Source organism: Streptomyces sp. S465, assembly GCF_026898115.1.
In the GTDB taxonomy this organism is placed as follows: Bacteria; Actinomycetota; Actinomycetes; order Streptomycetales; family Streptomycetaceae; genus Streptomyces; species Streptomyces luomodiensis.
In genome coordinates this window covers 4,345,141-4,367,306 of sequence record NZ_CP114036.1, presented here as the reverse complement: position 1 = coordinate 4,367,306, position 22,166 = coordinate 4,345,141, and the positions used below count along the sequence as shown (strand labels likewise).

Here is a 22,166-nt window from a genome sequence, read left to right as displayed (position 1 = left end):
ACCCAGCGAAGTGACGAAGCCGGGCTTCGTGGACGTGTGGCCGCTGTCGCCGCTCCAGAAGGGCATGCTCTTCCACGCCCTGTACGAGGAGGCCGGCGCGGACGTCTACGTCATCCAGATGGCCCTGGACCTGCGCCGGGACATCGACGCCGGACGGCTGCGCGGCGCGGTGGAGACGGTGCTGAGCCGCCATGACAACCTGCGGGCGTCCTTCCGCAACCGCAAGTCCGGCGAGCCGGTGCAGGTGATCCTGCGCGAGGCCGAACCGGACTGGGCGGAGCACGATCTGCGCGAGGTCGCCGAGGCGGACCGGGAGGCGGAGCTGGCGCGGCTGCTGGCGGCGGACCGGACCCGGCGGTTCGACCTGGCGCGGCCGCCGCTGCGGTTCTCCCTGGTGCGGCTCGCCGACCGTGAGTACCGCTTCGTGTTCACCGCCCACCACATCCTGCTGGACGGCTGGTCCATGCCGCTGGTGCTGGGCGAGCTGATGGCCCTCTACACCAACGGTGGCGACGCCTCGAAGCTGCCGCCCGTCGTCTCCTACCGCGAGTACCTGGCCTGGCTCGCCCAGCAGGACCAGGGCGAGGCGGAGGAGGCGTGGCGGCGGGCGCTGGCCGGGGTGGACGGCCCGACGCTGGTGGCCCCGCCCGACCCCCGGCGCGGCCCCGCCCTGCCCGAGACGCTGGTCGAGCAGGTGGACGCCGAGCTGGCGGCCGCGCTCGGCCGCCGGGCCCGCTCCCTGGGCCTGACCCTCAACAGCGTGGTGCAGACCGCGTGGGGGCTGGTGCTGGGCGGCCTGACCGGGCGGGACGACGTGGTGTTCGGCGAGACCGTCTCCGGGCGGCCGCCGGAGCTGCCCGGGGTGGAGTCGATGGTCGGGCTGTTCATCAACACCCTGCCGGTACGGCTGCGCATCGACCCCGAGCGCCCGCTGGCGGAGCTGGTGCGCGGGCTCCAGGACCGGCAGAGCGAGCTGCTCGCCCACAAGCATCTGGGGCTCGCCGAGATCCAGCAGCTGGCGGGCGAGGAGAAGCTGTTCGACGCGATCACCATCTTCGCCAACTACCCGATCGACACCGACACCCTGAAGGACTCCGCCGAGGGCATCGGCGCGGTCGCCGCCACCACGGTGGACGCCACCCACTACACCCTCAACCTGGAGGGCACGGTCCGCGGGGAGCGGATGACGGTGCGGCTGGACTACCGCCCCGACCTCTTCGTGGCGGGCGCCGGGCGGGAGATCCTGGACCGGTTCCTCGCCGTCCTGGCCGCGTTCGCCGCCGACCCGCAGCGGCCCGCCGGCTCGGTGCCCGCCTTCACGCCCGAGGACCGGGCCCGGCTGGTGACCGCCGAGGCCGCCGCCGAGGCGCCCGCCGCCCCGGCCGCACCGGAGGCGCAGGAGGCGCAGGAGGCGTCGGGCGGGGCGCCGCGCACCGAGCGCGAGGCGGCGCTGTGCGCGCTGTTCGCCGAGGTGCTGGGCGTGGAGACGGTCGGCGTCCACGACAGCTTCTTCGAGCTGGGCGGGGACAGCATCTCCTCCATCCAGCTCGCCCACCGGGCCCGTAAGGAGGGCCTGGACCTGACCCTGCGGCAGGTCTTCGAGCACCGCACGGTGGCCCGGCTCGCCGCGCTCGACCACGGCCCGCGGCAGCCGGCCGTGACCGCGGAGGACGGGGTCGGCCCGATCGTGCCGACGCCCATCATGCGCTGGCAGCAGGCGCAGGGCGGCCCCGTCGACGCGTTCAACCAGACCATGACCATGCCGGTCCCGGCCGGCCTGGACCTCGCCCGGCTGCACACCGCCGTCCAGGCGCTGCTGGACCGGCACGACGCGCTGCGGCTGCGGCTGACCCGCGCACCCGGCGCCGACTGGGCGCTCGCGGTGGCCCCGGTGGGTGCCGTGCGGGCCGAGGACTGTGTGCGGCGCGTCGCGGCGCCGGGCGACGAGGCGGAGGTGCGGGCCGCGATGGGGCGGCTGGCGCCCGAGGACGGCCGGATGCTCCAGGCCGTGTGGGTGGACGCCGGCCCCACCGCGCCGGGGCGGCTCACCGTCGTCGCCCACCACCTGGTGGTCGACGGGGTGTCGTGGCGGGTGCTGCTGCCCGACCTCCAGGCGGCGCTGGAGGCGCTCGGCAACGGCAAGACCCCCGAACTGGAGCCCGTGGGCACCTCGTTCCGCCGCTGGACCCACCTGCTGGCGGAGAACGCGGCCACCCCCGCGCGGGTGGCCGAGCTGGAGCTGTGGCGCACCATCGCCGCCACCGACGACCCGCTGCTGGCCGGGCGGCGGACCGACCCGGCGCGGGACGTGGTGGGCGTCGCCCGCCAGGTCACGCTGACCCTGCCCGCCGAGGTGACCGAAGCGCTGCTGAACCAGGTCCCCGCCGCCTACCACGCCCAGATCAACGACGTGCTGCTGACCGGGCTCGCGCTGGCGGTGGCCCGCTGGCGCCGGGAGCGCGGCCGGGGCGAGGGCGGTGCGGTGCTGGTCGGGCTGGAGGGCCACGGCCGTGAGGAGATCGCCGAGGGGATCGACCTGTCCCGTACGGTCGGCTGGTTCACCAGCCTCTTCCCCGTGGCGCTGGACCCGGGCGCGCTGCCGGAGGAGGAGCTGTGGGCCGGCGGCGCGGCGCTGGGCACCGCGCTGAAGGCGGTCAAGGAGCAGCTGCGGGCCATCCCGGACAAGGGCATCGGCTACGGCCTGCTGCGCCACCTCAACCCCGAGACCGGGCCTGAGCTGGCCGGGTTCGCCGAACCGCAGATCGGCTTCAACTACCTGGGCCGGATGGGCGAGGCGGACGCGGCCGACGCCGAGGCCGCCGACACCGTGCGGGTCCGCGACCTCACCGGCGCGGGCGACGCCGCCATGCCGCTGGCGTACACCCTCGAGGTCAACGCCGCGACCCTCGCCCACCCCGACGGGCAGCGGCTGGTGGCCTCCTGGACCTACTCCGCCGAACTGCTCACCGACGAGGAGGTCACCGAGGCGGCCCGGCTGTGGTTCGAGGCGCTGCGCGCCCTCGCGGCACACGCCCAGGCCCCCGGCGCGGGCGGCCTCACCCCGTCCGACCTGCCGCTGGTGGAGATCGGCCAGGACGAGATCGACCGGCTCCAGGCCGCGCCCGGCGGGCTGGTGGACGTCCTGCCGCTCTCGCCGCTCCAGCAGGGCCTGCTGTTCCACTCGGTGTACGACGAGTCGGCACCGGACGTCTACACCATCCAGTCGGCCCTGGAACTGCACGGCCCGCTGGACGCGGCGGCCCTGCGCCGGGCCGCCGGTACCCTGCTGCGCCGCCACGACAACCTGCGCGCTTCGTTCCGTACCTCCGCGGCGGGCCGCTCCCTCCAGGTGGTCCCGCGCGAGGCGGAACTCCCCTGGGCCGAGGTGGACCTGAGCGGGGCCGAGGAGGCCGGGCGGGCGGCGGAGCTGGCGCGGCTGCTGGCCGAGGACCGCGCCGCGCGGTTCGACCTGGCCACCCCGCCGCTGCTGCGCTGCACCCTGATCCGGCTCGCGGAGGACCGGCACCGTTTCGTGGTGACCGTCCACCACATCGCGGTGGACGGCTGGTCGATGCCGCTGCTGATCGGGGAGCTGTTCGAGCTGTACGGGCGCGGCGGCGACGACACCGGGCTGCCCCCGGTGACCCCGTACCGGGACTATCTGGCCTGGCTCGCCGAGCAGGACCGGCAGGCGTCCGAGGACGCCTGGCGGGCCGCCCTCGACGGGGTCACCGAGCCGACCCTGCTGCTCGGCGGCCCCGCCGCCGAACGCGCCCCCGCCACCCCGGAGCGGTGGACGCAGGAGCTGCCCGCAAGCCTGAGCGCCGGGCTGCTCACCGCCGCCCGTGAGCACGGGCTGACGGTCAACACCCTGGTGCAGGGCGCCTGGGGCGTGGTGCTGGGTCAGCTGACCGGACGGGACGACGTGGTCTTCGGCACCACCGTCTCCGGGCGGCCGCCGGAGCTGCCCGGTGTGGAGTCCATGGTCGGGCTGTTCATCAACACCCTGCCGGTGCGGGTGGACGCCCGGCCGGGGGAGACCCTGCTGGAGATGGCGCACCGGCTCCAGACCCGGCAGTCGGGGCTGATGGCCCACCAGTACCTGGGGCTGGCCGACATCCAGCGGCTCACCGGTACCGGGGAGCTGTTCGACACCCTGGTGGTGTTCGAGAACTACCCGGTCGACGCGGAGACCTTGGAGTCCACCGCCCGCGACCTCGGCGTGGTCGACGCCGACGTCAAGGACGCGGTGCACTATCCGCTCGGCCTGCTGGCCGCGCAGCGCGGCGACGAGCTGACCCTGACCTGGTCCTACCGCCCGGACCTGCTCGGCCCCGACGCCGTGCGCACCCTGGCGGACCGCTATGTGCGGCTGCTGGAGGCGTTCGTCGCCGACCCGGCGCTCCCGGTGGGCCGGGTGGACCTGCGGACCGCCGCCGAACGCGGTGCGCACGCCGAGGGGACGGAGCAGCCCGAGAGCGCGCCCCGCACCCTCACCGAGGTCTTCGAGGCGGCGGCCGCCGCCCGCCCGGACGCCACCGCCGTCGTCTCCGGCGACACCGCGCTGACCTACCGCGAGCTGAACGCGCGCGCCAACCGGCTGGCCCATGAGCTGATCGCCCGGGGCGCCGGCCCCGAGCGGCGGGTCGCACTCGCGCTGCCGCGCTCGGCCGAGACGATCGTGGCGCTGCTGGCCGTGGTCAAGGCGGGAGCCGCGTATGTGCCGCTGGACCCGGACTACCCGGCCGAGCGGATCGCCTACATGGCCGGTAACGCGGCGCCCGCGCTGGTGCTGACCGGCGCCGGCGCCGGCGCCGCCGTGGCCGGGGCGCTCCCGGACGGGCTGCCCGTGGTGGCCCTGGACGACCCGGCGGTGCGGGCCGGGCTCGCCGGGCGCCCGGACACCGACCCCACCGACGCCGACCGGACCGCCGCCCTCACCCCCGACTCCCCGGCGTACGTCATCTACACCTCCGGCTCGACCGGGCGCCCCAAGGGCGTGCAGATCCCGCACCGCAACGTGGTGCGGCTGTTCACCGCCACCGACCACTGGTTCGGCTTCGGACCCGACGACGTGTGGACGATGTTCCACTCCTACGCCTTCGACTTCTCGGTGTGGGAGATCTGGGGCCCGCTGCTGCACGGCGGCCGGCTCGTGGTGGTGGACCACGCCGTCAGCCGCTCCCCCGAAAGGTTCCTGGAGCTGCTGGTGCGCGAGCGGGTCACCGTGCTGAACCAGACCCCCTCCGCCTTCTACCAGCTGATGGGCGCCGACCGGGACAACCCGGCCCTCGGCCGGCGGCTCGCCCTGCGCACCGTGGTCTTCGGCGGCGAGGCGCTGGACCTGTGGCGGCTTCAGGACTGGTACGAGCGGCATGACGACCGGGCGCCGGTGCTGGTCAACATGTACGGCATCACCGAGACCACCGTGCACGTCAGCCATGTGGCACTGGACCGGGCGGGCGCCGCCGCCGCGACCGGCAGCGTGATCGGCGAGGCCATCCCCGACCTGCGGGTGCGGGTGCTGGACTCCGCCCTGCGGCCGGTCCTGCCGGGCGCGCCCGGCGAGATGTACATCTCCGGCGCGGGCCTGGCGCGTGGCTATCTGGGCCGCCCCGGGCTCACCGCCGAACGGTTCGTCGCCGATCCGTTCGGCGCACCGGGCGACCGGATGTACCGCTCGGGCGACCTCGCCCGCCGGACGGCGGACGGGCGGCTGGAGTACCTGGGGCGCGCCGACGACCAGGTGAAGATCCGCGGCTTCCGGATCGAACTCGGCGAGATCGAGGCCGTGCTCGCCGCGCATCCGGCGGTCGGCCAGGTGGCGGTGCGGGTCCGCGAGGACCAGCCGGGCCGCAAGCTGCTGGCCGCCTACGTGGTGCCGGCCGGCCGGGAGGCCGGCGGCCGCGAGCCCGGCGGCCGGGAGCTGCGCGAGCACGCCGCGGCCGCGCTGCCGGACCACATGGTCCCGGCCGCGTTCGTCACCCTCGACGCCCTGCCGCTCACCGTCAACGGCAAGCTCGACCACCGGGCCCTGCCCGCCCCGTCGTTCGGCGGCGCGTCGCAGGACGCGCGGGCGCCGCGCGGCGCCGCCGAGGAGACGCTGTGCGCCCTCTTCGCCGAGGTGCTCGGGGTCGAGCGGGTCGGCGTGGACGACAGCTTCTTCGAACTGGGCGGCGACAGCATCATCTCCATCCAGCTGGTCGGCCGCGCCCGCAAGGAGGGGCTGCGGTTCACCCCCCGCGACGTGTTCGCGCACAAGACCGTCGCGGCCCTGGCCGCGGCCGTCGGGGCGGCCGAGGAACCCGACCGGGCCGCCCCCGAACCGGCCGTCCCGGACGCCGTCGGGGACGTGCCCCTGACCCCGATCATCCACTGGCTGCGCGAACGCGGCGGCACCATCGACCAGTTCAACCAGACCATGTCGATGCCCGTCCCGCCCGGTGTCGGCCTGGGGACGCTGCACAGCGCGCTGCGGGCGGTCCTGGACCACCACGACGCGCTGCGGATGACCCTGACCCGGATCGCCGAGGACGTCGGCTGGTCGCTGGAGATCGCCCCGCCCGGCGCCGTACGGGCCGAGGAGGTGCTGCGCCGGGTCGACGTCACCGAGCTGGTGCGCGCCGGGTACGACGAGGCGGAGCTGGACCGGCGGGCCACCGAGGAGATCGCCGCCGCCCAGACCGAACTCGCCCCCGACGAAGGCCGGATGGTGCGGGCCGTATGGTTCGACGCCGGCCCCGACACCCCCGGCCAGCTGGCCCTGGTCGCCCACCACCTGGTGGTCGACGGGGTGTCCTGGCGGATTCTGCTGCCCGACCTCCAGGCGGCGATCGACGCGCTGGGCGCGGGCCGCCGGGTGGCGCTGGAACCCGTGGGCACCTCGTTCCGCCGCTGGTCGCAAGCGCTCACCGAGGCCGCCGGGGAACCGGAGCGGATGCGGGAGCTGACGCTGTGGCGCACCATGCTGACCGGCCCCGACCCGCTGCTCACCGAAGAGCCGCTGGACCCGGCCCAGGACACCATGGGCACCGCCGCCCACCTGCGCTTCACCCTGCCGGCCGAGGTGACGGGACCGCTGCTGGGCCGGGTGCCCGCCGCCTTCCGCGCCGGAGTCAACGACGTCCTGCTGACCGCGCTCGCCATCGCCGTCGCCCAGTGGCGCCGCGCCACCGGGCGGGGCGAGGGCTCCGAGGTCCTGATCGACCTCGAGGGCCACGGCCGGGAGGAGATCGTGCCCGGCGCCGATCTGTCCCGCACGGTCGGCTGGTTCACCAGCCTGTACCCGGTGCGGCTGGACGCGGGAGCGCTCGGCGCGGCGGACGTCGCGGCCGCGGGACCGGCCGTCGGCACCGCGCTCAAGCAGGTCAAGGAGCGGCTGCGGACCATCCCCGACAACGGCGTCGGCTACGGTCTGCTGCGCCACCTCAACCCGCAGACCGCCCGCGCGCTGGGCCGCTTCCCCGAACCCCAGATCGGCTTCAACTACCTGGGCCGGCTGGGCGAGTCACCGCACACCGACGTCCCCGAGGAGCCTTCCGCGACCGGTGATCTGTCGGCGGTCGCCGATGCCGCGATGCCGCTGCCGCACACCCTCGACCTGACGGCCAGCGCCGTCACCCACCCCGACGGTCCGCGTCTGGTGGCGAACTGGATCTACCCGACCCGGCTGCTGACCGAGGCGGACGTACGGGAACTGGGCCGCGCCTGGTTCCGGGCGCTGCGCGCCCTGGTCGCCTGCGCCGAACGCCCCGAGGCCGGCGGGCTCAGCCCGTCCGACCTGCCCCTGGTGGACCTCGACCAGCCGGAGATCGACCGGCTGGCGGCCGCGTACCAGGGACTCGCCGGTGTCCTCCCGCTCTCCCCGCTCCAGGAGGGGCTGCTCTTCCACGCCCGCTACGACGAGCGCGGCTCGGACGTCTACAACGTCCAGATGGCGCTCGACCTGCGCGGCGAGCTGGACCCGGCGGCGCTGCGCGACGCGGCCCGCACGGTGCTCGCGCGCCACGAGAACCTGCGCGCCGCCTTCCAGCCGGGCGGGCGGGGCCAGTCCCTCCAGGTCATCCCGCGCGATGTGGACGTGCCCTGGTCCGAGGTGGACCTGAGCGGGCTCGACGAGGCGGGCCGCACGGCCGCTGTGGAGCGGCTGCTGGCCGACGACCTCGCCACCCGCTTCGACCTGCGCCGGCCGCCGCTGCTGCGGTTCACCCTGATCCGGCTCGGCGAGGACGAGCACCGGCTGCTCTTCACCAACCACCACATCCTGCTGGACGGCTGGTCGGGACCGCTGGTCATGGCCGAGCTGTTCGAGCTGTACGGGCGGCGCGGGGACGCCTCCGGGCTGCCCGCGGTGACCCCGTACCGCGACTACCTGGCCTGGCTGGCCGAGCAGGACCGGGACGCGGCCGAGGCCGCCTGGCGCACCGCGCTGGCCGGGGTGGACGAGCCGACGCTGGTCGCCCCGGCCGACCCGGCCCGCCGGCCGGTGCGGCCGGACGCCTGGCAGGCCGAACTGTCGCCGGAGGCCGCGGCCGCGCTCACCGCGCGGGCCCGCCGGCACGGGCTGACCAAGAACACCGTGGTACAGGCCGCGTGGGGGCTGCTGCTGGGCGCGGTCACCGGCCGCGACGACGTGCTGTTCGGCGAGACCGTGAACGGGCGCCCGGCCGAACTCCCCGGCGTCGAGACGATGGTGGGCCTGTTCATCAACACCCTGCCGGTGCGGGTCACCGTCGAACGCGGCGACACCCTGCTGGACGTGGCCACCCGGCTCCAGGAGCGGCAGCTGGACCTGCTGCCGCACAAATACCTCGGGCTCACCGACATCCAGCGGCTCGCCGACGCGGGCGGTGCGCTGTTCGACACCTCCACCGCCTTCGAGAACTTCCCCGTGGACTCCGGCGGGCTTGAGGAGGCCGCCCAGGGGCTCGGCGTCGTGGACGCCGAGATCCAGGACGGTACGCACTATCCGCTCCAGCTCGCCGTCACCGACGGCACCCGCTCCTTCAGCCTCAAGCTGGACTACCGCCCCGACCTCTTCGAGGAGGCCGCCGCGCACGCCCTCGGGGAGCGGCTGGTGCGGCTGCTGGAGGCGTTCGCCGAGGACCCGGCGCGCCCGGTGGCGGCGGTGGACCTGCTGTCGGCCGAGGAGCGGGCCCGGCTGGCACGCTGGAACGACACGGGCACGGCGCCCGAACCGGCCACCTTCGGCGAGCTGTTCGCGGCCCAGGTGGCCCAGACACCGGACGCCGTCGCGGTCGAGTCCGCCCAGGAGACCCTGACCTACGCGGAACTGGCCGCGCGGGCGGACCGGCTGGCCCGGGTGCTGACGGCCGCGGGCGTGCGCCCGGAGGACGTGGTGGCGCAGGTCCTGGGCCGGTCGGCCGAGTCCGTCGTCGCCTCGCTCGCCGTGATGCGGACGGGCGCCGCGTATCTGCCGGTGGACCCCGATTATCCGGCCGAGCGGATCGCCTTCATGCTGGACGACGCCCGTCCGGTCGCGGTGCTCACCACCCGGGCGTACACCGAGGTGGTGCCCACCGCCCCGGACCGGCCGCTGATCGTGCTCGACGACCTCGCCGGTCTGGGCGGCCAGGCGGAACCTGTCGGCTCCGGTGGTCCCGGTGGTCCCGGTGGTCCCGGTGGTCCCGGTGGCTCCGGTGGCTCCGGTGGCTCCGGTGGCTCCGGTGGCCAGGCTGGCCCTGTCGGCCCCGTCGGCCCCACCGACTCCGGTGGCCAGGCTGGCCACGTCGGCCCTGTCGGCCACGCCAATCCCGCCGGTCCTGCCGACTCCGTCGGCCACGCCGGTCCCGCCGACGCCGCCGCAGGCGATGCGCACCCGGCGCGGGTTCGGGTGGACGGGCCGGCCTACGTGATCTACACCTCGGGCTCGACCGGGGTGCCCAAGGGCGTGGTGGTCACCCACCGCGGCCTCGCCGCCTTCGCCGCGGCGGAGCGGGAGCGGTTCGCGGTCACCGGGGACAGCCGGGTGCTCCAGTTCTCCTCGCCCAGCTTCGACGCCTCGGTGCTGGAGCTGTGCGCCGCACTGACCTCGGGCGCCACCCTGGTGGTGCCGGCCCCTGGGCCGCTGGCGGGCGAACCGCTCGCCGAGGTGCTCGCCGAGCGCCGGGTGACGCACGCCCTGATCCCGCCGGCCGCGCTCGCGACCGTCCCCGCCCAGGAACTGCCGGACTTCCGGGGCCTGGTGGTGGGCGGCGAGGCGTGCCCGGCGGAGCTGGTGGCGCGCTGGGCGCCCGGCCGCCGGATGGTGAACGCCTATGGGCCGACCGAGTCCACCGTCATGGTGACGACCAGCGGGCCACTGGCCGCCGACACCGGCCTCCCGCCGATCGGCGCGCCCGTGCCCGGCACCCGGGCCTATGTGCTGGACGGCTCGCTGCGGCCTGCGCCGCCCGGGGTGGCCGGGGAGCTGTACGTCTCCGGGGCGGGGCTGGCGCGCGGCTATCTGCGGCGGCCGGCGCTGACCGCCGAGCGGTTCACCGCCGACCCCTTCGGCCCGCCCGGGGCGCGGATGTACCGCACCGGGGACGTGGTCCGCTGGCGGGCCGACGGACAGCTGGAGTTCGTCGGGCGCGCCGACGACCAGGTGAAGATCCGCGGCTTCCGCATCGAACTCGGCGAGGTCGAGAACCGGCTCGCCGCGCACCCGGACGTCGCCCAGGCCACGGTCGTGGTGCGGGAGGACCGGCCCGGGGACCGCAGGCTCGTCGGCTATGCCGTCACCGAGGCGCCGGTCACCCCCGCCGAGCTGCGCGGGTTCCTCGCGGGCGAGCTGCCGGGCTACATGGTGCCCGCGGCCGTCGTCGTCCTGGACGCCCTGCCGCTGACCTCGAACGGCAAGGTGGACCGCAAGGCGCTGCCGGTGCCGGAGTACGGGGCCGCCGGTGAGCGGCGCGCCCCCCGCGACCCGCGCGAGGAGACCTTGTGCGGGCTGTTCGCCGAGGTGCTGGGGGTCGACGAGGTCGGCATCGACGACGGCTTCTTCGACCTGGGCGGCCACTCCCTGCTGGCGACCCGGCTGGTCAACCGCATCCGCACCGTGCTGGGCGCGGAACTCCCGGTGCGGGTCGTCTTCGAGGCGCCGACCGTCGCCACGCTGGCCGGGCGGCTGGCCGGGGCGGCCGGGGCGCGGGAGGAGCTGCGCCCGGCGGAGCGGCCGGAGACGGTCCCGCTGTCGTACGCCCAGCGCCGGCTGTGGTTCATCAACCAGGTCGAGGGCGGCACCGGCACGTACAACATCCCGCTGGCCGTGCGGCTGCGGGGCGAGCTGGACACCGGTGCGCTGCGCGCCGCGCTGTCCGATGTGGCGGCCCGGCACGAGAGCCTGCGGACGGTCTTCCCGGTCCGGGACGGGGTGCCCGCCCAGCGGGTCCTGCCGCCCGGGGAGGCCCCCGTGGCGCTGGAGGTCGCCGAGGTCACCCCGGAGGGGCTGGAGCCGGCCCTGGCCGCCGCGGCCGCCGAGGACTTCGACCTGACGGCGGACATCCCGCTGCGCGCCCGGCTGCTGCGGCTCACCCCGCATGAGCACGTGCTGCTCGTGGTGGTGCACCACATCGCGGGCGACGGCGCCTCGCTCGCCCCGTTCGCCCGCGACCTGGGCACCGCGTACCGCGCCCGGCTCGAGGGGCGGCCGCCCGCGTACGCCCCGTTGCCCGTGCAGTACGCCGACTACGCCCTGTGGCAGCGGCGGACGCTGGGCGCCGAGGACGACCCGGACAGCGCCATATCCCGGCAGCTGGACCACTGGCGCGACGCGCTCGCCGGGTTGCCGGAGGAGCTGAGCCTGCCCACCGACCGCCCCCGCCCGGCAGAGGCCGGACACGCCGGGGAGACGGTGCCGGTGCCGATCGGCGCCGACCTGGCGCGGGGCGTCTTCGACCTCGCCCGCACCACCGGGGCCAGCCCCTTCATGGTGCTCCAGGCCGCCGTCGCCGCGCTGCTCACCAGGCTCGGCGCCGGTACGGACATCCCGCTGGGCACGGTCGTCGCGGGCCGGACCGACCAGGCGCTGGAGGAGCTGGTCGGCTTCTTCGTCAACACCCTCGTGCTGCGCACCGACACCTCCGGCGACCCGGGCTTCCGGGCGCTGGTGGAGCGGGTGCGGAGCGCGGACCTGGCGGCGTACGCCCACCAGGACGTGCCCTTCGAGCGGCTGGTCGAGGAGCTGAGCCCGGTCCGGTCGCTGGCCCGCAACCCGCTGTTCCAGGTCGCGATCAGCTACCAGAACAACGAACCGGCCGACCTGGAGCTGCCCGGACTGACCCTGGAGCCGCAGCCGGCCGGTGCCGACATCGCCAAGTTCGACCTGACGTTCGCCTTCGCGGAGGAGCCTGCTGAGGCGTCCGCCGAGGCGCTCGCCGAGGAGTCCGCCGAGGACGGGGCCGGGTCCGTACCGGTGCTCGGCGCGGGCATCGAGTTCAACAGCGCGCTGTTCGACCGCTCGACGGTGGAGACCATGGCCGAGCGGCTGGTGCGGCTGCTGACGGCGGCGGTCGCCGACCCCGAGGCGCCGCTGGGGCGGCTGGAGCTGATGGCCCCGGAGGAGCGGGCGCGGCTGCTGCCGAGTGCGGGCGAGACGGCGGAGGAGGTGCCCGCCGGCACGGTGGTCTCGCGGTTCGAGGCACGCGTGGCGGCCGCGCCCGGGGCCACGGCCGTGGTCGCGGACGGCGTCACCCTGACCTACGCCGAGCTCAACGCCCGCGCCAACCGGCTGGCGCACCGCCTCATCGGGCTGGGCGTCCGGCCCGACGACCGGGTGGCGATCCTCCAGGACCGCTCGGTGGAGCTGGTGGTCTCGACGCTCGCGGTGCTCAAGGCCGGGGCGGCGTACGTACCGCTGGACTCCCGGGCCCCGGTCGCGCGGCTGGAGTCGATCGTGGCCGAGACGCGTGCGGGCACGCTGCTCACCGACCGGGCCATGGCCGGGGTGGAGTTCGCGCACTCGGCCCATGTGCTGGTGGTCGACGAGGAGCGGCCGCGGGGGGAGGAGAACGAGCCCGCCGACCCCGCCGTACCGCTGTCGGCCGCCCAGTTGGCGTACATCATGTACACCTCCGGTTCGACCGGTAGGCCCAAGGGCATCGCCATCACCCACCAGGACGTGGTGGCGCTTGCGGCCGACGGCCACTGGCGCGGCGGGGGACACGACCGGGTGCTGGTGCACTCCCCGCACGCCTTCGACGCCTCGACGTACGAGATGTGGGCCCCGCTGCTCGGCGGCGGCACCTGCGTCCTGGCCGCGCCCGGTCAGCTCGACGCGGGCCGGCTGCGCGGACACGCCGAACGCGACGGGCTGACCGCGGTCTTCCTCACCACCGCCCTGTTCAACCTCATGGCCGAGGAGGACCCGGGCTGCTTCGCCGGTCTGGCGCAGGTGTGGACCGGCGGTGAGCAGGTGTCCCCGGGCGCCTTCCAGCGGGTGCTGGACGCCTGCCCGGACACCGAGGTGGTGCACGTCTACGGGCCCACCGAGACCACCACCTTCGCCACCTGCCACCCGATGCGCGCCCCGCACCGGGTGGGGACGACCGTGCCCATCGGCCGGGCCATGGACCGGATGCGGGCCTACGTCCTGGACGAGCGGCTGGAGCCGGCCCTGCCGGGCGTGGTCGGCGAGCTGTACCTGGCGGGCGCCGGGGTGGCCCGCGGCTATGTGAACCTGCCGGGACTCACGGCGGAGCGGTTCACCGCCGATCCGTACGGCCCGCCCGGGGCGCGGATGTACCGGACCGGTGACCTGGTGCGGTGGGACGCCGAGGGGCGGGTGGAGTTCGTCGGCCGGGCCGACCACCAGGTGAAGATCCGCGGCCTGCGGATCGAACTCGGCGAGATCGAGACCGCGGTGGCCGCCGCCGAAGAGGTCGCCCAGGTGACGGTGGTGGTCCACGAGGACCGGCCGGGCAGCAAGAAGCTGGTGGCGTATGTCGTCCCGGCCGCCGGGAGCGGTGCGGGCCGGGCGGACATCGGCGCGCTGCGCGACCGGGTGGCCGCCGTGCTGCCGGAGTACATGGTGCCCGCCGCGTTCGTCCCCCTGGCGGCGCTGCCGCTGACCCCCAACGGGAAGGTGGACCGCAAGGCGCTGCCCGCCCCCGACTTCGGCACGTCCGCCGGGGGCGGCCGCGGCCCGCGCAATCCGCGCGAGGAGCTGCTGTGCGGGCTCTTCGCCGAGCTGCTGCGGCTGCCGAGGGTCGGCATCGACGACAACTTCTTCGAACTGGGCGGGGACAGCATCGTCTCCATCCAGCTGGTCAGCCGCATCCGGTCGGTCTTCGGCGCGGAGGTGTCCAACCGGGCGGTCTTCCAGGCGCCCACCGTCGCCGAGCTGATCGAGCTGATGGGGCGGGACGCCACCGACGCGCCCGGCGCCGCCGACACCGGCGACGGCGGTTTCGAGGTGCTGCTGCCGCTGCGCACCGGCGGGGACCAGCCGCCGCTGTTCTGTGTGCACCCGGTCGGCGGCGTCAGCTGGATGTACGCGGGGCTGCTCCGCCACCTCCCCGCCGACCGGCCCGTCTACGGCCTCCAGGCCCGCGGTATCGCCCGTGCCGAGGCGCTGCCCGCCTCGATCTCCGAGATGGCCGCGGACTACGTCGAGCAGATCCGCGCGGTCCGTCCGCACGGCCCCTACCACCTGCTGGGCTGGTCCATGGGCGCCCTGGTCGCCCATGAGATGGCGGTCCAGCTGCGCCGGGCCGGCGAGGAGGTCGGCGTACTGGTCAACCTCGACCAGCCGCCGATGCCCGCCGAGGAGTTCGGCGAGGCGTTCGCCGCCGCGGACGAGCAGAAGGTGCTGGCGGTGCTGCTGGACTTCGCCGGGCACGACCCGGGCGCCTTCGGGGACGGTCCGCTGGAGTACGGCGCGGTGATGGAGGTCCTCCGGGCCGAGGGCAGTGCGCTGGCCACCTTCGAGGAGCCGGACATCCTGCGGATCGGCCAGGTCAACAACCACAACTGGGAGCTGACGCTGGGCCATGAACCCGAGGTCTACGACGGCGATGTGCTGCTGTTCGTGGCCACCGAGTCCGAGGACTTCCCCGACGACCCGGCGGGCAAGGTGGCGAGCTGGACCGACCGGATCGCGCCCTACGTCGGCGGGCGGATGACGGTCCACGAGGTGGACTGCGAGCACCGGCAGATGCTTCAGCCGGTACCGCTGGCCGAAATCGGCCGGGTGGTCCGCGAAACCCTGGATCGAAAGAACTGAACCAGGAATTGCCGGAGGCGATCACCTGGATATGTCTTCGGTGCACGATCGCGACATCCCGAACCCACATTTCCTTGACGGAGGAACCGTGAAGAAATTCGCCGCCGCCGCGGGCGCCGCTCTGGGCGGGCTCGCCCTCGTCGCCGCCACCCAGGGCGCGGCCCAGGCCGCCCCGGCCACCGCCGAGGCCGCCGCCCCGAGCTGCGTCCAGGCCGACGTCACCTACCTGGTCGGCATCTTCGTCGACATCACCAACAACTGCTCCACCACGCAGAAGGTCAAGGTCGACTACGACCGCGACTACTTCAGCCCGTGTTTCACCCTGGCGCCGGGTGAGACCGCCAGCCACAGCGCGTCCATCATCTACGCCAGCCGCTACGAGGGCCTCGCCACCTGCTGAGACCCGCGTCACCCCGTCCGGTGCTCCCGAGCCCCCCTGCTCGGGAGCACCGCCGTTTCCGCCCCTCAAATCTCCCGATCGGCAGATGTGGGCCGGTTCCCCGAAAGGTGATCCTGACCGGGGGATCCGGGTGATCCGGGTGATCCGGTGGTGGAAAGGATGAGTCATGACCCAGGTGGCGAACAGGGACCGGGAGCGGCCGAAGGTCACGCGCGCCGCCCGTTTCCGCTCCCGCTGGCCGGACCGGATCGGCTATGCGGCGGCCGCCGCGCTGTTCCTCTACGGCCTGGCCAACGTCTACTGGGCGCTGGGGGGCGACGGCTTCCCGTTCGGCGCGGAGGACGCCAACCCCGAGTACTCGGCGTTCGAGGACACCCCGGCGACCACCCTCGCGCCCGTACTCGCCGCCCTGCTGCTGCCCGCTTCGGCCGTCGCGCTGCTGATGGCGCTCCCGGGCCGGCGCCGGGTGCCGCGGAACGTGCTGCTGGGCTGCACCTGGTGCTTCGTCGCCGTCACCCTCGCGGCGTTCGCCGACTTCCGGCTGCTGGGAAACCTCGCCTACGCGGTGATGCTCCAGATCGGCGCCATCAACTGGACGGTCGTCAACCAGTTCTTCCTCGTGGTGAGCGCCGGGCTGATGGCGGCCACGGCCCTCGCCTACCAGCGCCGGCTGCGGAACGCCTGCGGCAACTGCGGCCGCACCGACGGCGGTCCGGACTGGACCAGCCCGGCCGAGGCCGCGCGGTGGGGCCGCAAGGCCGTGCGGATCGCCGTCGTCATCCCGTTCGTGTACGCCAGCACCCGCTGGGCCTGGGCGCTGGGCATTCCGCTGGGCATCTCCGACAAGCTCTGGGAGGAGGGCAAGGAGGACCACCTGTGGTACTGGGGCGCCGGCCTCGCCACGCTCGGCGCCCTCGGCGCCCTGCTCACCCTCGGCCTGGTCCAGCGCTGGGGCGAGATCTTCCCGCGCTGGATGCTCGGGCTGCGCGGCAAGCGGGTGCCGCCGCTGCTGGCCATCATCCCGGCCTCGCTGGTGTCGCTGCTGATCACGATCGCCGGGGTGATGTACATCCGGCTGGAGATCCAGGGCAAGTTCGACAACCAGAGCGAGGACTGGGGCACGACGGTCCCGGAGATGTTCTGGCCGCTGTGGGGAGCCGCGCTGGCCACCGCCACCCTCGCCTACCACCTCCGCCGCCGCGGCCGCTGCAAACGCTGCGGCCGGCTCTGACGGGGACTCGACCGCTGCGTGTCCGCGCCGGCCTGCGTGGACAAGGTAGACCGCGACCGCTTCTACGACTGGGCAGTCATGGATCTCACCGATCCGCACCCCGGCAGCAGCCAACTGCTGATCCGCCGCAACCGCACCACCGGTGAACTCGCCTTCTACCGCTGTTTCCCGCCCAGCCCGGTGCCCCTGACGGCGCTGGTGCGTGTCGCGGGCTCAAGGTGGCGGCTTCGTCTCCTGGACCCGCTGGGCCACCCTCGCCATGCTCGCCCACGCCTTCCTCGCTGCCGTCCGCGCTGACGAGCACGCCCGGTACCCCGCCCCTGAGGATCCGATCCCGCTCACCCGCAACGAGATCCAGCGCGTGTTCGTCGCCCTCGTTCTCCGACCCGTGCACGACGCCGCCCACCGGCTGGGCTGGTCCGGCTGGCGGCGACGTCATCAGGCCCGGTCCCGTGCCGGCCACTACCACCGGCAAGCCGCGCATCAGACATGATGTGCTGAGCACGCTGGATGGCCGCTGAGCACCGTGGTTGGCCACTTCGGTGCGCAGCGGGCGAAGGGCATCCGTTCAGCCGAGAATCGCGGTGGCTTCGATCTCGACCAGGTGGTCGGGGACGTCGAGTGCCGCAACACCCAGCAGCGTGGCCGGCGGGACCGGGGTGATTCCCAGCTTTGCGGCCGCCCGGGAGATCCCGTCCAGGAGCGGGGACATCTTGTCGGGAGTCCAGTCGACGACGTAGAAGGTCAGTTTCGCAACGTCGTCGAAGGAGCCGCCGGCCTCGGCCAGGGCGGTGCCGATGTTGAGGTAACACTGCTCGACCTGCGCGGCGAGGTTGCCTTCGCCGACCGTGATCCCCTCGGCGTCCCAGGCGACCTGACCAGCGATGAAGACCAGCTTCGAGCCAGTCGCGATCGACACCTGCCGGTAGACATCGATCTTGGGCAATCCGCTGGGGTTCACCAGGGTGATGGGCATGCCGCCCGCCTCCTTGTCAGTGCGTCGTGGGCCCGTGCTCGTCACTCCAGACCCTCGTGGTCTCTTGTGGTTACTCAGAAACCGTAAGAGAGTGGTCGCTGACATGGAAGAACGCACTTTTTAGTGACTGGGGAACCTGATGGTGACCAAACAGGTCAAGGGTCCATCCGAGGACGCAGACCTCAGACGCGCGGACTCATTGGCGCGAGAGATCTTCTCCGACGTCGCCAACAAGTGGGCGTTCCTGATCATCGAGACTCTCGGTGAACGCACCCTGCGCTTCAGCGAACTGCGGAACGAGATCGAGGGCATCAGCCACAAGATGCTCACCCAGAACCTGCGCATGCTGGAGCGCAACGGCTTGGTCGAGCGAAGCGTGCACCCCACCGTCCCGCCACGTGTCGAATACACCCTCACCGAGCCGGGCCAGGGCCTACGCGCAACCGTCGACGGAATGTGCGACTGGACCCACCGGTACTTCGGTCACATCGAGGCCGCCCGCCACCGCTTCGACGCTGACGGCTGATCACGATCTACAGCTGGAGTACTCATCAGCTCGGCCCCGAGGTGAACGCGCGCACCATGGGGCCTTCTCGAAGACCTGGCGGCCGGAGACGTCATCCGCTTCCGCATCAAGGGCACGGACGAGACGTGCGACGTCCTGGTGAAGCGGGTCACGGAGTACAAGACGTTCGAGCAACTGCTCGCCGGGGAGGGCCCGGCGAACGTCAACCCGGTCGCCACCCGCGAGCAGCAGCTCGCCAACATCCGCGAGATCTACCCAGCGGAGAAGGAAGCGCTCGGCGCGCTCGCCATCGAAATCGAGCTGCTGCCGCAGTAGCCCACCGCGTGGCCCCACTCCCCGAGGGGACACGGCTTCCTCGGCGCCCGGCGCTACGAGCGGCGGGCGCCGACAAGAGACCGGACCACCCCTCAACCTGGACAGCGATCCGGGGCGGTCCAGTCCTGGTATCCCTGGTCCGGACCTCAGCGCCACTGACCTGTAGAGGCGGTGGGATTCGAACCCATGGTGACGCTTCACGTCACTACGGTTTGCCCAACCGTTCTGGATACGGCGATGGACGGCGGCGCTTGGGCCCATGGCGTTGTGGAACCGCTTGGGCGTACGTCGGCCCCCGCCGTGGGGGCCGATCAGCCGTACCGGCGGAGCCGACCGCGGGTACCGTTCTGAGTGTCGAGCAGAACGGAGTTCAGCAGTGCGACAGAGCAATGAGGAACACACCGGCGCACGCATCGCGGACTACCGGAAACTGCGCCAACTAACCCAGACCGCACTCGCACAACGATCGTTCCTCGCTGTTGGAGAACGGAGCGAGCCGGCATGAATGACCCCCTGCCCTCGGAACACCTACGCGCCGACCTCGCGCAGCGCCTGTCCACGTCCGGCAACCTGTGCAGCCCGGAATGGGAAGCGGCCGTCACGTCCGTGCCCCGCGAGGCGTTCCTTTCGCACGGCTGGTTCGAGTACGAAGAGGGCGGCTGGTACCGGCCCGTATCCGGGGAGTCCGAGGAAGGGCTGGCGCGGATCTACGAAGACGACACCCTCGTGACACAGGTGGCCGGGGGTGTCTTCCCCGACCAGGTCGAGGGGCGTATCGCCGCTGCCCCGTCGTCGTCGTCCACCCTGCCGAGTCTGGTCGTGCGGATGCTCGAAGACCTGCGGGCGCCCCAGGGGACGCGTGTTCTGGAGATCGGCACGGGTACGGGTTACTCGACCGCGCTGCTGTGCCATGTCCTAGGCGAGGACAATGTGACCACGGTCGAGGTCGACGCGGAGGTGTCCGCCCGTGCCGGAATGGCACTCGCGGGCGCCGGGTACTGGCCTGACCGCGTGGTCGGTGACGGCCTGGCCGGCCACAAGGGGGGCGGCCCGTATGACCGCGTGATCGCCACGTGCGGCGTGCACACGGTGCCGGCCGACTGGCTCGCGCAGACCCGGCCCGGCGGTGAGGTCCTGGTCACGGTCGGCGGGTGGATGCACGCATCCGAACTCGTACGGCTCACGGTCGCCGATGACGGCACGGCGAGCGGCCCGGTTCTCGGCGGACAGGTCTCGTTCATGCTGGCCCGTCCCCACCTCCCGCCCCCGCTCGGCGTTCTGCCGAACCTCGGCGCGGGCGACGCGGTGCCCGCCGAGCTGGGTGCCGATGCGCTCGACGACTGGACGACCCGGTTCGTCGCGCAGTTCGCCGCGCCGCGCGCGCAGCGGCTCTCGCTGGAACGTGAGGGCCGGACGGAACACGTCGTGATCGACGTGGACGGCGAGGCGTGGGCGGTCGTCTTCCAAGACGGCGGACGGTGGATGGTCCGGCAGGGCGGCACGACGCGTCTGTGGGACGAGATCACCGAGCGCGTCACACGATGGCAGGCGGACGGGCGGCCGTCGGCCGACCGCATGCGGCTGCACGTCGGCCCCGACGGGCAACGCCTCACCTGGGCGTGAGCTTCTCGGCCCTCGTTCAGCTGGCCTTGCGGAAGTTGCGGATGGCCAGTGGGGCGATGACGGCGACGACCACCGTGCAGATGCCCAGGGTCGCCAGCACCGTACCGGCACGTGGTTCGCCCAGTGCCAGGCCCCGGGCGGCGGTGATGGCGTGGGACATCGGGTTCACCTCGGCGAAGGCCCGCAGCCAGGACGGCAGCCCGTCGGGCGGTACGAACGCGTTCGAGGCGAACAGCAGCACCATGTTGACCATGCCGCCCACCGGCTGCATCGCCTCCGGCTTGCGCAGCCACGCCGAGAGCGCCATGAACACCCAGCCCAGCGACCAGCCCAGCACCACGGCCACCAGCAGCGCGCCGATGGAGCCCAGGACCCCGCCCTCGGGGTCGAACCCGAAGATCAGAGCGCCGGCGACCAGCATCACCACCATGTTCACCGCGTTCAGCACGGTGTCGGCGATGCTCCGGCCGATGAGGATGGTGCCGGTGTGGATCGGCATGGACTTAAAGCGGGAGATGATCCCGTTGTTCAGCTCGGTGGTCAGCGCCACACCGGACTTCAGCCCCGCGCTGATCGCGCTGGTGATGAGGAAGGCGGGCAGCAGATAGTCGATGTAGCTGACGCCCGCCGGGAACGACTGCGCCTGGGACACGCTGCGGAACACCTGGCTGAAGACGGTCAGCATCAGGATCGGTTCCAGGACGCCCGGCAGCACCAGGGCCGGTTCGCGCAGCGCCCGCAGCGACCGCCCGGAGAGCACCTGGATCTGCCGGAGCGGGCCGGAGCCGTGGAAGCGCTGCCGGTCGCGCGGCGGGCCCGGCGCCGCGGTGGCACCGGCCTCCGGTGGGTTCGGGCGCTCGGTGGCGATGCTCATCAGGACGTCCCTGCCTCGGAGTCGGTGGTCGTGGAGTGATTCAGGGCCGTGGGGTGGTTCAGGGCCATGTACACGTCGTCGAGGGTCGGTTCGGAGAAGGCGAGCCCCGCGATGTCGGTACCGGCCTCGTCGACGGCCCGGACCACCACCGCGATATCCGTGGAGTCGGCCACGGGGATGGTGAGGACCAGCCCGTCCTCCTCGTGGGACGGGGTCAGGGCCGCCCGGCGCAGCGCCTCGACGGTGCGGGCCCGGTCCTCGGCCCGGCGCAGGGTGACGGAGACGCTGCGCCGCCCGACCCGCTCCTTGAGCTCGGCCGCCGTGCCCGAGGCGATGACCCGGCCCGCCGCCAGGACGGTGATCGAGTCGGCCAGCTGGTCGGCCTCCTCCAGGTACTGCGTGGTCAGCAGGACCGTGGTGCCGTCCTTCACCAGGCGCTCCACGATCTCCCACAGCCCGCGCCTGGCCACCGGGTCCAGTCCGGTGGTGGGCTCGTCCAGGAAGACCACCTCGGGCCGTCCGACCAGACTGGCCGCCAGGTCCAGACGGCGGCGCATGCCCCCGGAGTAGTTCTTGGCGTTCCGGCGCCCGGCGTCGGTCAGGTCGAACAGCTCGAGCAGCTCATCGGCGCGCGCCGCCGCCTCCGCCCGGGTCGCCCCCAGCAGCCGGGCGATGAGGATCAGGTTGTGGCGCCCCGGAAGCGTCTCGTCCACCGCCGCGTACTGGCCGGTGAGGCCGATGAGCCGGCGCACCTCCTCGCCCTGGGTGGTCACATCGAGCCCGGCGACCCTGGCCCGTCCGGAGGATGGGCGGGTCAGGGTGCTCAGGATGGAGACCAGGGTGGTCTTCCCGGCACCGTTGTGCCCGAGCAGCCCCAGGACGGAGCCGCGCGGTACGGCGAGGCTGATATCGTCCAGCGCGGTCATCGACCCGAATCGCTTCGAAATATGCGAGACGTCGATCATCATCGTGTCCACCGGATATACGGTAGGTGGAAT

The 22,166-nt window shown here is 73.5% G+C and carries 8 protein-coding genes and 2 pseudogenes; 7 read left to right on the top strand and 3 right to left on the bottom strand.

The window, feature by feature from the left end; all coding sequences use genetic code 11:
• Nucleotides 1–10 precede the first annotated feature (10 nt).
• The 4 genes and pseudogenes from N6H00_RS18370 to N6H00_RS18355 all read left to right on the top strand — a co-directional run.
• The gene (locus N6H00_RS18370; protein ID WP_268972845.1) at nucleotides 11–15,223 is read left to right on the top strand and encodes a non-ribosomal peptide synthetase; all 15,213 of its coding nucleotides are present in this window, start codon (nucleotides 11–13) and stop codon (nucleotides 15,221–15,223) included.
• A gap of 88 nt (nucleotides 15,224–15,311) precedes the next feature.
• Nucleotides 15,312–15,623 (top strand): hypothetical protein, encoded by a 312-nt coding sequence (locus N6H00_RS18365; RefSeq protein ID WP_268972844.1) that lies wholly within the window; start codon nucleotides 15,312–15,314, stop codon nucleotides 15,621–15,623.
• A gap of 166 nt (nucleotides 15,624–15,789) precedes the next feature.
• Nucleotides 15,790–16,854, top strand: a complete 1,065-nt coding sequence (locus N6H00_RS18360) for a hypothetical protein (RefSeq protein WP_268972843.1) — start codon at nucleotides 15,790–15,792, stop codon at nucleotides 16,852–16,854.
• Between the two features lie 57 nt (nucleotides 16,855–16,911).
• Nucleotides 16,912–17,347: pseudogene (locus tag N6H00_RS18355) on the top strand (IS701 family transposase); the annotation flags it as partial.
• Between the two features lie 75 nt (nucleotides 17,348–17,422).
• Here N6H00_RS18355 and N6H00_RS18350 read toward each other — a convergent pair.
• On the bottom strand, nucleotides 17,423–17,830 hold the full coding sequence (locus tag N6H00_RS18350) for a RidA family protein (RefSeq protein ID WP_268972842.1): 408 nt from the start codon (nucleotides 17,828–17,830) through the stop codon (nucleotides 17,423–17,425).
• Nucleotides 17,831–17,969: 139 nt separating this feature from the next.
• Between N6H00_RS18350 and N6H00_RS18345 the strand changes: the two genes are divergently transcribed.
• The 3 genes and pseudogenes from N6H00_RS18345 (at nucleotide 17,970) to tgmC (ending at nucleotide 20,294) form a co-directional block, all read left to right on the top strand.
• Entirely contained in the window at nucleotides 17,970–18,356 is a 387-nt protein-coding gene (locus tag N6H00_RS18345) for a winged helix-turn-helix transcriptional regulator (protein WP_268972841.1), read from the top strand.
• Nucleotides 18,357–18,422: 66 nt separating this feature from the next.
• Nucleotides 18,423–18,671, top strand: a pseudogene (locus N6H00_RS18340) (ASCH domain-containing protein); the annotation flags it as partial.
• Nucleotides 18,672–19,172: 501 nt separating this feature from the next.
• Nucleotides 19,173–20,294: an ATP-grasp peptide maturase system methyltransferase gene (gene tgmC / locus N6H00_RS18335; protein WP_268972840.1), complete on the top strand. Its 1,122-nt coding sequence runs from the start codon at nucleotides 19,173–19,175 to the stop codon at nucleotides 20,292–20,294.
• Between the two features lie 16 nt (nucleotides 20,295–20,310).
• Here tgmC and N6H00_RS18330 read toward each other — a convergent pair whose 3' ends face one another.
• The gene (locus N6H00_RS18330; RefSeq protein WP_268972839.1) at nucleotides 20,311–21,168 is read right to left on the bottom strand and encodes an ABC transporter permease; all 858 of its coding nucleotides are present in this window, start codon (nucleotides 21,166–21,168) and stop codon (nucleotides 20,311–20,313) included.
• Nucleotides 21,168–22,136 carry an ATP-binding cassette domain-containing protein gene (locus N6H00_RS18325; protein ID WP_443073226.1) on the bottom strand — a complete coding sequence of 323 codons (969 nt, stop codon included), beginning with the start codon at nucleotides 22,134–22,136 and terminating at the stop codon, nucleotides 21,168–21,170. Before N6H00_RS18325 ends, N6H00_RS18330 begins: the two co-directional genes overlap by 1 nt.
• Nucleotides 22,137–22,166: the final 30 nt, after the last annotated feature.